We start from the raw sequence: 11,129 nt of genomic DNA, 5'->3' as shown, positions 1-11,129 counted from the left end.
CCGCCGCCCGCTCAGCGAGCTCCACGCGGCCCTCGCCCACGACGACCCCGCCGACCTCATCGCCCCCCTGGCCGCCGCCCGCCCCCACCTGGCCGCCGCCCACCCCGACCTCGCCGCCCGGCTCGACACCCTCACAGCCCCGTAGTACGAGTCAACGCCAGCCGCCCGCCGACGACGCCGGGCCTGTGGTCTTCAGGTTGCTGACCGGCCGTACCGGCCATCGCGGACCGTGCGGATTCCGCCTCGGGCGCGGTGCGGGGGCCCGGCAGCGCGGCCACTGCGGCGGCGAGGTCGAGGTGGGAGTTCATGTCCAGCTCGAACCGGCCGTAGGGGTTCACGTGGGTCCAGAACAGCGGGGACAGGGCCCGCCGGTCGGCATCGGTGAGCCGCTTCTGCCACCTCTCCTCGCTCAGGATGTCCTGGAGGAGCAGGGTGTTGACGTGCACCAGCGCGGACCGGAGCAGGTGCAGGGCAAGCATGGAGACCTCCTGAGACTCCTTGTCGGAGCCGGTCAGGTCGCCGTCCTTGCCGTAGAGCAGGTCGTGGTTGGCGCTGTTCCAGTTCTCCACGACCTGGAGCCCGTCGTTGATCTCGCGGCGCAGGCCGGCGTCGGCGAGGTAGTCGCAGATGAACGCCGTACGTGCCGCCCGCCCGAGTTCCCCGATCACCCGGTAGGCGGGGTGCTTGGGACCACCGCGGGTGAAGCGGCGCAGCACCTGCTCGGCCTCGGCGGTGCCCAGGCGCAGGGCGGTGGTGTACTTCACGATCTGGTCGTACTGCTGGCGGATCAGGTCCCAGTCGATCGTCTTGGTCGACAGCACCGGCGCCAGGTTCGGCCCCTTCTCGTCCTCTCCGGCCGTCGGCCGGTACAGCCGCGCGGAGCCGACGTTCTTCAGCCTGGGGAGCAGGCTGAAGCCGAGCATGTGGGCGAAGGCGAACCCGACGACGGAGGCACCGTGCGTGTCGGTGTACTGCCGGTCGATCTCCACGTCCGTGCAGTGCCGCAGCACGCCCTCGATCATCGCGGCGACCTCGGAGGCCGAGCAGGATTTGAGCTGGCTGTAGACGCAGAGTGACTTCTTCTCGACGTGCCAGTAGATCATCACGCCGGGGCCGCGGTAGCGCTGGTGCCACTCGGTCATGAAGGACGAACGCTCCGCGGGCGCCTCCCACTCCCAGGCCCACCTCTGGAGCCCCGGGCCACGCACCGAAGTCCCACCGTCACCGCAGACCGGCGGGGCCGCACGTCATGGACCGATGCCCCGCGACCCGGCCGCACGCACGACGCCACAACCACCCCCAGCAAGGACACCGCCGACCGCCTCCGACACCTCCCCGACACCAAGACCCTCCCCGACAACGGCCACCCCGGCCCCAGCCACCACCCGCGGCGCCTCCGCCCGCAGTTCCACGACGGCCCACACCCCCACGCCGAGCACCGATACCCGTGCAGAACCGCACCAGCCCGGAGACGCCCGCAACGCCCTTCACCCTCGCCGGCTACGTCGCCGGCACACCGGAACCGACCAGCCGCCGTCAGGCAAACGGCCCCGACATCACCCGTTCAAGTTCAGCAGCCGGCGGTGAGGTCGAGCATGCCAGCGGCCGAACCACCCCCGCAGGCGCGGGGACAACACGACCGCAAGGGCTCCCGCGGCATCACCCGGCGAAGGCGATCAACGCCTTCCACGCCTCGGGCCGGACAGCGACGGTCACATGGCCTCGCAGCGGCTGTTCAGCATGCGCGGTCGGTGAGTAGCGGACAAAGAGCGAGGGAGCAGGGTCCGGGTAGCGGAGCCGCCCAAAGTAAGTGAAGGCAGCCACCGGAAGCGGCTCATGCGGTGCGGTGAGACCCGCCGCGCGGCCGTTCTCCGGGGCCCATCACTTCACTGTTCAACCACACGGTTGTGCCACATTCGCACGCCCACAACTCACAGACGGGGCAAGCTTGATGAGCTTCAAGTCCACGATCGGCAAGGGCGGCACGGCCGCCGCCACGACCGATCTTGCTGCCGGCGGTGCGCAAGCGGCCGCCCGGCCGCGTCACGGAAGGATGATCATGGGCAGGCGGACGGGCGGGGTGGTGCTGGCTGCGGTGCTGGCGGTTCCGGCAATGCTGCTGGGGTCGGCGGAGCAGGCGTCGGCAGCAAACGGCGGCACGGTGACGTGGCGCAACCACAAGAACGACTTCTTCCTGTCCGCCCACGGCGGCCGGGTGTGGGACGACAAGTGGGCGGGGGTGAGCAACTACCACCTGTGGTCCGAGTACCAGAACAGCGACGGCAGCTGGAACCTGCTGTCGAACGACGGCCAGTGCCTGGTGGGCTTCAACCGGCAGGTCTACACCGAGCCGTGCAACCCCCGCCGCGACCAGACCAACCACTGGCAGCGCTGGTACGAGGTCGCGACCAAGACCGGCTGGGCGCTGAAGAACCGCCAGACCGGGCGCATCCTCGACGACGCCGGCGACGGCAGCATCTACGCCAACGACAACGACGCCGGCAACGGCGACCCCAACCAGCGCTGGTACTGAGCCCGCGCACCGCACGCTGCCCCACCTGCACCCTTCCCGGGCAGGGGCCGGGCGGCAGCCCCGCGGTGAGGCCGCCGCACCCGGGACGACCGCCCCGGCCATCCCGCCGGGCGGGGCGCATAGCGCGGGAACCGCACCCTGCGCCCCGCCCCCTCCTCGCCAAGAGCCCCGAAACCGGCCGGCACCCCGCCCTTCGAGACACCGCCCCTGCCCTTCTCCCGCCCGCCGCAGCGCCGGCCCGGGCAGGCCCCCGCGGCCACCCGGCCGCGCGGGGACCAGCAGGACCGCAGGTGTGCCGTCTTCGAACGGCCTTCCGCCCCCTGCCGGCCCGCGGCCAGGGGACGGCGCGCGTACAAGACACCGGAGACGACCGAGACCATCGTCAATGCCCTCGCCGACCCGCTCACCGCCCCGGACACCCTCCTCCCCGGCCGCCACGGCACCGACAACCGCCGGCAGCACATCGGCCCCACCACCCTCGCCCGGAACACCACCGCAGTCCCCACCCCGACGGTCAGCGATCACCCCTGGATGGGGTGGACGTTCTCCCCCGGGGCGGGGCAGCCGCCGACCGCCGGACGTCACCCCGGTGAACCCCAGCCCCGTGACCCAGGCCGGTGCCGACGTACCGGACGGCCGGACGGCCGGGTCGACGACCAGGGCGCAGGCACGATCGCCGCCGACTCTGGCGTACAGCCGATGCCACTCGAACACGCCGCGCATCACCTGCAGTACGGCAACGCACTCAAAGCGACATCGAGCCTCCCGCGGCCCGGACCGCAGAGCCGGCAACCGCGGCGGAGGGGATTCACGAACAGCCCGGAGAAGGCCGGCCCGGAGCGGTCGCACCCTTTACATGATCATGAATTGAATTCGCTTCACCTCTACCACCGTGCATGGGGGATCACATGTCCATACGCCGTCCGTCCCGCTCGCTGAAGGCCACCGCCGCCCTGACCCTCGCCTCGGCCGCGCTGCTGGCGGCCACTCCGCCGGCCGACGCGACCGAGTACAACTTCGACACCTGCATCGCCCAGGTGGGCAGCCGCACCGCCCCGAACGGCAATGAGATCCCGGCCCGGAACTTTGCCCGCGGCGACTCGGGGGTCTGCGTCAAAGCCATCCAGGTAGTGCTGGTCAGGTACGTCGTGACCGAGTCAGAGAAATCCGGTTTCGTCGACGGACAGTTCGGTGCCCGGACCGACTACTACGTGCGCCTCTTCCAGCACCAGTACCGCCTCGACGCCGACGGGATCGTGGGTCCGAGCACATGGGGCGTGCTGGCGGCCACCTACACCGGCTGACCAGGAACCGAACGGGCTGCCCCGCCCACTGCGCGCCGCACGGGGCCGGTCCGCCGAAGGACCGGCCCCGTACGGCATGGCCACCGCCGCACGCGGGACGCAGACCGGCCTCCGCGGACGCCCGCCGGGACCGAAAACAGCCCGCCACCGCCGGACAGCTGATCCCACACGACGCCCCCGCAGGCCGTCACGTCTGACCGCAACCCTGCGCCGGGCATCGAGCCGGACGGCGGCCAGGCGTGAGCGACTCGAGGCCGGACGTGCCCAGCCCGGCCCTCATCGACACCACCCGAGCCGCCCTCGACACCACCCGCATCAGGACTAGGAGCTGTCCGGCCGATCACATGACCGCGCGCTGAGCAGAGCCACGAGGCGCCGGATCTTGATAGGCCGGCTCGTCGTAGGCTGCGCCCCATGAGCTTGTGGGACGTCTTGCCGGACAGCGAACGACAGGAGTGGTCCTTCGCCCCCTTCGTGAGCGTGGGCCCACTGCGGTTCGGAATGAGTTCGGACGAGGCATCAGCTGCGCTCGGCGGCGTCCGTGCGAGCGTTCGCCAGCACGACCCGCATTGGAAAATCGCGTGCCACACCTACTCCGAGACGGGCGTGAAGCTCTACTTCGCAGCCAATGAGTGCTTGTGTGGCATTTCGATTGATGCGCTGCGGGGCCCGCAGGTTCGCACCGACGGGACAGCACTGGTGGGCCGGGTTCCCTCCGAGTTGGAGCAGTGGCTGTTCGACCGTGCCGAGAACCGGGAACCCTTCACGGAGCTCTTCTATATGCCCGGAGCGGAGGCTGGATCGCTGACTCTCGGGTTAGTGCTGTGCGTGCAGCGGGCCGGCGATCAGTTGGTCACGCGCCCTGTCTTCCTACCCGCCGCTGCCATGAACGACGTCTATCACCATCTGCCGAGGGAAGCCTGGGCAATCTTCTGAGCACACACCGCCCCGCGCGGACACTCGTTGGCGTGGGTGGTCATGAACGGAGCCAGATGACCAGGGCGGCGGCGGTGACCGTACCGAGGAACACATACCCTCGCTTGTCGTAGCGGGTGGCCACGGCCCGGAAGTTCTTCAGCTTGTTGACGGCCCGTTCGACCGTATTGCGCTTCTTGTACCGGTCCTCGTCGAAGCCCGGTGGCCGTCCGCCACGTGATCCTTTGCGTAGGCGGACGACTTGGCTGTCGACCTTCTCCGGAATGGTGTGGCGGATGCCCCGCCGCCGCAGGTACTGGCGGCAGGGGCTGTTGCTGTAGGCCTTGTCGGCCGCAACACTGACCGGCTTCTTGCGGGGCCGGTCACGTCCGCTGGAGTGGTGTATCGACGGCCACTCGGTGATCTCGTTGTGACGCTATGCGGTGAGTTCGGTGGGCAGGTCGGTCTCGTCGGTTTCTGACTCGATCGAGTGGATCCGGGCTTTGGCCAGCAGGCCCAACCCCATGTAACGCCGGGCTTCGGTCCATTCGTCGTTCTGCTCGGCCAGGACCGCGCCGACGAGGCGGATCAGGGCGGTGCGGTCGGGGAAGATGCCGACCACGTCGGTGCGGCGGCGGATCTCCTTGTTCAGCCGTTCCTGGGGGTTGTTGGACCAGATCTGCCGCCAGATCTCCCGCGGGAAGGCGGTGAACGCCAGCAGGTCGTGCTGGGCGGCATCCAAGTGGGCTGCCGCCTTGGGGAACTTGGCCTCCAGTGCGTCCAGCACGTGCCGCATCTGGGCCTGGACGGCTGTCGTGTCGGGCTGTTCGAAGACGGTCCGCAGCAGCGTGGACACCCAGGGCTGGGCCGACTTCGGGACCTGGCTGAGCAGATTCCGGGCGTAATGCGTGCGGCATCGCTGCCAGGAAGCACCGGGCAGGACCGCGCCGATCGCGTTCACCAGGCCGGTGTGGGCGTCGGAGACGACCAGCTGGACGCCGGACAGACCGCGGGCGGTCAGGGAGCGCAGGAAAGCGAGCCAGCCGGCGCCGTCCTCGGCCGTGGCGACGTCGATCCCGAGGATCTCGCGGTGGCCGTCGGCGTTGACGCCGACCGCGATCAGGGCGTGGACGTTGATGATCCGGCCGCCCTCGCGGACCTTCTGTGTGAGTGCATCGACCCGGACGAACGCATACGGCCCGGCGTCCAGGGGCCGGTTGCGGAACGCGGTGACCTGCTCGTCCAGATGCTTGGCCATCGCGCTGACCTGGGACTTCGACAGCTGGGTGACGCCGAGGGAGGCGGCGAGTTTCTCGACCCTGCGCGTGCTGACGCCGAGCAGGTAGGCGGTGGCGACCACCGAGATGAGGGCCTGCTCGGCCCGGCGGCGTCGTTCGAGGAGCCAATGCGGGAAGTAGCTGCCGGTCCGGAGCTTGGGGACGGCGAGTTCGACGGTGCCGGCGCGGGTGTCCCACTCGCGTGGGCGATAGCCGTTGCGGTGGTTGACGCGTTCGTCGCTGACCTGCCCGTATTCGGCGTTGCAGAGGACGTCGGCCTCCGCGGACATGAGCGCGTCGGCGAACGTCTTGACCGTCGCGCGCAGCAGATCGGGACTCGCCGAGACGAGGTTGTCCTCGGCGAGGGCGTGCAGGGGCAGACTGTCTGATGCGGTCATCGTGCTGATCTCCTTCGAGCCTAGTACTCCAGCCGTAGATGTGGATCTTCATTCACAGGCCCTTGCCCATACGGATCAGCGGGGCTCAGGTGTCGGCCACGAGGAGACCAGCACGGCCGAGTAGGCATGCCTCACGCCGTCAGCGGTTCCCGGCCGTCAGTCAGGTGGCGTCGGCGGAGGCGGGTGAAGGCAGTGGGGCTGGGGCGGTGCGGGAGAAACTCCTTGATCCGCTGCGCGCATTCACGTGGGCTTGCCGCGCTGGTGTCGCACTCCAGGTCGTAGTCACCGTGGCCGTGGACCAGGCCGTACTGGTGCGCCGCGAGGCCCTGCGGGCGGTCGCCCCGGGCCAGCTCGCGGCGGGCCAGCTCGTCCAAGGGGCAGTGGACACCGACGAACAGCACGTCTTCAGGCCGCAGCACCGTCAGGCAGTCGAGCAGCCGCCACGGCTCGCTCAGCACATGGTCGACCACGATGTCATTGCCCGCCTCCGCCATGGCCGCGATCGAACGATGGAAGCCCATCCTGGTTCGCCGCAGCGCAGTATCGAGCTCCTCCGCCCCGAGCTCCCGCTTACTGCGCATCGCGTTGAAGCCGTCGACCGCCATGTGGAAGAAGACACCATCGTCCAGGACGCCCAGAAGCTCCCTGGCGATGCTCGATTTCCCCGAGCTGGAGGTGCCGTTGAGGAAAATGATCCGACCAGATGCCATATCGGCATGATCACACGTTGCCGGCGCCGCGCTCAGGAGATCTCCAGCGGACTTCGGCGACCAGCGGGATTCGCAGGAGACCCCGATCCAAACATGGAGTGTGATCGAGTCGGTGGGACCTGGTGCGGAGACGGCCGCGGCCACCGGTGATCATCGTGAGGTGTGTGGACTGACGATGAAGCGGTGGCCGCAGGTCACAGCGTAGTGCCTGCCCACTGGCAGGCGGTGTTCGAGAGCCTGATGGAGCGAATCGCGGGACAATTCGGCCGAGTCGAACCCCGGCTTCGAGCCCGGCAGTTGCTGCTCGGGTTGCTGGCGGACCTGCCGCGCAAGAACTGCTGGACGATCGCCGAGCACACCGGGGACGCTACCCCCGACGGCCTGCAGCACCTGCTCGGCCGCGCCAAATGGGACGCCGACCTCGTCCGGGACGACCTGCGCGCGTTCGTGCTGGAGCACTTGGCCGACGACCAGGCCGTGCTGGTGATGGACGAGACCGGCGACCTAAAGAAGGGCACCCGCACCGTCGGCGTTCAGCGCCAGTACACCGGCACCGCCGGGCGAATCGAGAACGCCCAGGTCGCCGTCTACCTCACCTACACCTCCCGCCACGGACACGCCGCCATCGATCGCGCGCTTTATCTGCCCAAGTCCTGGACGAGCGACCCGGACCGCTGCCGCCAGGCCGCCGTCCCCGACGACGTCGGCTTCGCCACCAAGCCGCAGCTCGCCCGACAGATGATCGAGCGCACTCTGGACGCGGGAGTTGCGGCCGCATGGGCAGCCGGCGACGAGGTCTATGGCGACAACCCACACCTGCGCGCCGCCCTGGAGCGGCGCCAGCTCGGCTACGTGCTCGCAGTCTCCAGCACCCACCGCGTCCCCACCCCAGCCGGCGGTCAGCGCGCCGACCGCCTGGCCAAGAAGATCCCCAAGCGGGCCTGGCAGAAGCTGTCCGCCGGACGCGGTGCGAAGGGCCACCGCTGGTACGACTGGGCCCAGATCGCCATCACCGCCCCCGGCCCGGCCGGCCATCAGCACTTGTTGCTTCGCCGCAACCGCCGCACCGGCGAACTCGCCTACTACCGCTGCTATGCGCCCCGCCCGGTGCCGCTGTCCACCCTCGTCAAGGTCACCGGAAGCCGCTGGACGGTCGAGGAGACGTTCCAGAGCTCGAAAACCCTGGCCGGGCTGGACGAGCACCAGGTCCGCCGCTGGGACTCCTGGCACCGCTGGGTCACCCTGGCCCTGCTCGCCCACGCCTTCCTCGCGGTCACAGCCGCCCTCGAACGCCGCGACCAGACCCTGGCCGACGACGGGACCAGCCCGAACGGGCTGATCCCGCTGACCTGCAACGAGATCCAGCGCCTGTTCACCGCCCTGACCGCACGGCCGACCCGCGACCTCGCCCATCGACTGCGCTGGTCCACCTGGCGCCGACGCCACCAAGCCCGCGCCCAACGCAGCCACTACCGACGCCAGGCCGCCCTTCAACCATGAAGATCACATCTACGGCTGGAGTACTAGACATCTCGAAGATCAGCCGGTGGCCGTTCTCATATCCGGACCCTCACCCCGACGCCGGGACAAACACCCGGATCAGGTGAGACCGGTACACCACTTCCAAGGACGCAACCGGTCTTTGAAGACGGACCCTGGTCCGCAGGCACTGGTTGCACATTGTTGATGGAACTCCTTGAGGGCTTCAGCGCCCCTCATCCCTGGTGGCTGGGTCGTGGACCTGAGGGTCCTCCAGGAGCGTGCGCAGCTGTTCGCCGTCGAATTGGTAACTCCCTTTTCTCATATGGGGATGGCGCAGCCAGACGTTGATTGTGTTGTTGGCACGGTCGAGCTCAAACCGCTCGACTTCGTGGGGCTGCAGGAGTTCGCCGTGGTTTCGCTGCCAACACTCCTTGACGTCGATGTTGCCAACGGCTCCGTCCGCGAATCTGACACGGATCGTGGTGCTTCCGGCTTGCCAGCGGATCCAGCTGAGCATCAAGGCGGCGGGCAAAGGCACTGTGGCAAGGGCTGACAGCAGTTGCGCGGTGTCGCCGGTTTCATGTTTTGCTAGGTCCCTGAGCATGGTTCTCCGGGTCGTTGCACGGTCGGAGTGCGCGACGGCTTGGCCCATAAGGTCAGCCGTACGTTCGAAAGTGCACCGGACATGCTGGAGCTGTTCGATGCCGTTACGGACGTCATGGGCCGTGTCCTCGCCCTGTGGGCGCAAAGCCGGATGAATGTCGGTGATCTCAGTGATGAGCTTGAGGGCAGCTTCACGAACCTCGACCAGTCGCACGCAGGACTGGGCGAGGTATATGACCAGTCTGTGGAACACCGCGAAACTGTCGTCTGCGGGATCAGCAAAGGGTGTCGGGTCGCCCGTCGGAGGCTCTCTCCGTCCGATCTGCGGGAGCGCGGAGTAGCCGGGCTGCTGCCCGAAGTCCTCTGCATAGTCCTTGCTGAGGACGACGAGTCGGTGTACAGCGCGGCGCAGGGAACTGGGCGCCGCGCGCTCAAAAGTCGCGAGGGCGCCCTGGAATTCTCGGACGCTCTCGCTCAGAGAGAAGGCCACGCTCATGGCCCGCCCTTTATGTAGACCCGCCAGCCACTTCGTCATAGATTGAGCGCTCTCGGCGATATCCCATGCGTCTTCGAGCAGGCGCTGGTCACCATGAAAGTAGGCACGACGGAAGGCCAGGACGTCGAGAAGAGCGGAAGCCCCAAGCAGCGTCCCGGTGTCCTGCTGGTCCTGCGCACGGGGCAAGACGGGCAGTGTGTCTGCCGAGGCGCCGAGCAGTTCCCACACTGTGGTTTGCTGCCCCTGCTCAAGGCCGTCGATCGCAGAAAACGGCAGAACGGTGAGAGCGCTAGGGCCTTCGTCAAGCCCATGCTCGACCACAATGCCGACAGCGAGGTCACCGTAGTGACGGTCGGAGGCAAAGACGACAGCACCTGACATTCCCTGCCACTGCGACCCCTCGTGTACACCTGAAGGTGTGTCGGTGACCTGCAGTCGCAACAGTCCGGACACAACGCCTGAGACCGGTGCGATGACGCCAGTGACCTGTACGGTGTCACGCAAGCGGTGTCCGAGGGCGCTTCGGCGCTGCATGAAACGCGGGAATCCCACAGCCCAGCAGTGGTCGATAACCACCGGGACGGTCCGGTTCACCTGAGCAAAACCCACCGCGCCTGGCGCGTCGATGACATCGCGCACGCGTAGGATGGCGAGATCGAGAGCATCGGAACGGCCGTCGTACACAAGAGAGGCTTGGTGTTCCGTACCCCCGGTGGTGCGGATGGTCACGGCACCGTTCCCGACGTTGTGCGCGGTGGTCAGCACGTAATCCGGTCTAACCAGGAATCCTGACCCAGCCAACCATGTCCCGCCGCCCGACAGGCTTTGAGCGATGGTCAAAACCGCCCGGGCCGGTGCGGCACCCGCCAGCAGGGATGTTCCCGACGTGCTCACGGCCGCTCGTCGAGCTCGTGAGCCACCCGGATCCGACGGCCTTCACGGTCGACCGGGGGTTCCAAGTTCACGATCACTTTCTGCACAGCCTGATGAGATACGGCTGCCCCTGCTGCCAGTTCGAAGACATACAATTTCAGGCCCGCCTTGCCATCAGCACTCCGGCTCACACCGACTTGAAGCTCGATCTGGACCGCACCGACCGGGAACTGCAAGTCCTGGTCCGCGCTCTGTGCTGCAGCATCGACCAGTTCGGCCCGAATCTGGTCGAGCACATCTGACAGTGGAATGCGGTCTCCCATCGATTGTCTCCTTTGTGACGGTGCACCAGTGGAACTCGATCACACCACGCCCGGCCCGTATCGCGTGGGAAGCTCGCAGCAGGGAGAATGCCAGTCCTAGGGTCCGTCTTCAAACGGATCTTGCCCAGAGCAGGAATGACGCGAGACTGACCGCTGCTTCGTAGGAGGTGGCGGTCTTGTCATACCTGGTGGCGATGCCGCGGAAGCCTTTGAGA

General features: G+C 68.0%; 9 protein-coding genes and 2 pseudogenes. 5 read left to right on the top strand and 6 right to left on the bottom strand.

Annotated elements, in window-relative coordinates; genetic code table 11:
• Window positions 1-145: pseudogene (locus CW362_RS45120) on the top strand (type III effector protein); the annotation flags it as partial.
• On the opposite strand, the gene CW362_RS40965 reads toward CW362_RS45120, so the two are convergent.
• Window positions 132-1,142, bottom strand: a complete 1,011-nt coding sequence (locus CW362_RS40965; RefSeq protein ID WP_240658323.1) for a Tn3 family transposase — start codon at window positions 1,140-1,142, stop codon at window positions 132-134. The pseudogene CW362_RS45120 and the gene CW362_RS40965 sit on opposite strands and share 14 nt — an antisense overlap.
• A gap of 809 nt (window positions 1,143-1,951) precedes the next feature.
• Between CW362_RS40965 and CW362_RS40960 the strand changes: the two genes are divergently transcribed.
• The 3 genes from CW362_RS40960 (at window position 1,952) to CW362_RS40950 (ending at window position 4,773) form a co-directional block, all read left to right on the top strand.
• Window positions 1,952-2,533 carry a hypothetical protein gene (locus CW362_RS40960; RefSeq protein WP_162684403.1) on the top strand — a complete coding sequence of 194 codons (582 nt, stop codon included), beginning with the start codon at window positions 1,952-1,954 and terminating at the stop codon, window positions 2,531-2,533.
• 908 nt (window positions 2,534-3,441) lie between these two features.
• Window positions 3,442-3,837 carry a peptidoglycan-binding domain-containing protein gene (locus tag CW362_RS40955; protein ID WP_103554672.1) on the top strand — a complete coding sequence of 132 codons (396 nt, stop codon included), beginning with the start codon at window positions 3,442-3,444 and terminating at the stop codon, window positions 3,835-3,837.
• 414 nt (window positions 3,838-4,251) lie between these two features.
• On the top strand, window positions 4,252-4,773 hold the full coding sequence (locus tag CW362_RS40950) for a hypothetical protein (RefSeq protein ID WP_103554669.1): 522 nt from the start codon (window positions 4,252-4,254) through the stop codon (window positions 4,771-4,773).
• Window positions 4,774-4,813: 40 nt separating this feature from the next.
• Here CW362_RS40950 and CW362_RS40945 read toward each other — a convergent pair.
• From CW362_RS40945 to CW362_RS40935, 3 genes and pseudogenes are all read right to left on the bottom strand, one after another.
• Window positions 4,814-5,134: pseudogene (locus CW362_RS40945) on the bottom strand (transposase); the annotation flags it as partial.
• Between the two features lie 54 nt (window positions 5,135-5,188).
• On the bottom strand, window positions 5,189-6,427 hold the full coding sequence (locus CW362_RS40940) for an IS256 family transposase (protein ID WP_103554667.1): 1,239 nt from the start codon (window positions 6,425-6,427) through the stop codon (window positions 5,189-5,191).
• 131 nt (window positions 6,428-6,558) lie between these two features.
• On the bottom strand, window positions 6,559-7,137 hold the full coding sequence (locus CW362_RS40935) for a chloramphenicol phosphotransferase CPT family protein (protein WP_103554666.1): 579 nt from the start codon (window positions 7,135-7,137) through the stop codon (window positions 6,559-6,561).
• Between the two features lie 240 nt (window positions 7,138-7,377).
• Here CW362_RS40935 and CW362_RS40930 point away from each other — a divergent pair, with 240 nt between their 5' ends.
• A complete protein-coding gene (locus CW362_RS40930) occupies window positions 7,378-8,637 on the top strand; it encodes an IS701 family transposase (protein WP_103554671.1) in 1,260 nt (419 codons plus the stop codon).
• A 205-nt stretch (window positions 8,638-8,842) separates the two neighbouring features.
• On the opposite strand, the gene CW362_RS40925 is transcribed toward CW362_RS40930, so the two are convergent.
• Both CW362_RS40925 and CW362_RS43630 read right to left on the bottom strand, forming a co-directional pair.
• Complete coding sequence (locus CW362_RS40925; RefSeq protein ID WP_103554665.1) at window positions 8,843-10,612, bottom strand: S1 family peptidase; 1,770 nt, start codon at window positions 10,610-10,612, stop codon at window positions 8,843-8,845.
• Window positions 10,609-10,914, bottom strand: coding sequence for a trypco2 family protein (locus CW362_RS43630; protein WP_162684402.1), 306 nt, complete (start codon window positions 10,912-10,914; stop codon window positions 10,609-10,611). Before CW362_RS43630 ends, CW362_RS40925 begins: the two co-directional genes overlap by 4 nt.
• Window positions 10,915-11,129 lie beyond the last annotated feature (215 nt).

The sequence above is a fragment of the Streptomyces populi genome, assembly GCF_002911015.1.
Taxonomy (GTDB): domain Bacteria; phylum Actinomycetota; class Actinomycetes; order Streptomycetales; family Streptomycetaceae; genus Streptomyces; species Streptomyces populi.
The sequence above is the reverse complement of the archived record's forward strand: the minus strand, read 5'-3'. Positions and strand labels throughout refer to the sequence as shown.

Coding starts and splice junctions, on each gene's coding strand:
- CW362_RS40965 (WP_240658323.1), bottom strand. CDS start 1,142: ATGACCGAGTGGCACCAGCGCTACCGCGGCCCCGGCGTGATGATCTAC.
- CW362_RS40935 (WP_103554666.1), bottom strand. CDS start 7,137: ATGGCATCTGGTCGGATCATTTTCCTCAACGGCACCTCCAGCTCGGGG.
- CW362_RS40950 (WP_103554669.1), top strand. CDS start 4,252: ATGAGCTTGTGGGACGTCTTGCCGGACAGCGAACGACAGGAGTGGTCC.
- CW362_RS40940 (WP_103554667.1), bottom strand. CDS start 6,427: ATGACCGCATCAGACAGTCTGCCCCTGCACGCCCTCGCCGAGGACAAC.
- CW362_RS40930 (WP_103554671.1), top strand. CDS start 7,378: ATGGAGCGAATCGCGGGACAATTCGGCCGAGTCGAACCCCGGCTTCGA.
- CW362_RS40955 (WP_103554672.1), top strand. CDS start 3,442: ATGTCCATACGCCGTCCGTCCCGCTCGCTGAAGGCCACCGCCGCCCTG.
- CW362_RS40960 (WP_162684403.1), top strand. CDS start 1,952: ATGAGCTTCAAGTCCACGATCGGCAAGGGCGGCACGGCCGCCGCCACG.
- CW362_RS43630 (WP_162684402.1), bottom strand. CDS start 10,914: ATGGGAGACCGCATTCCACTGTCAGATGTGCTCGACCAGATTCGGGCC.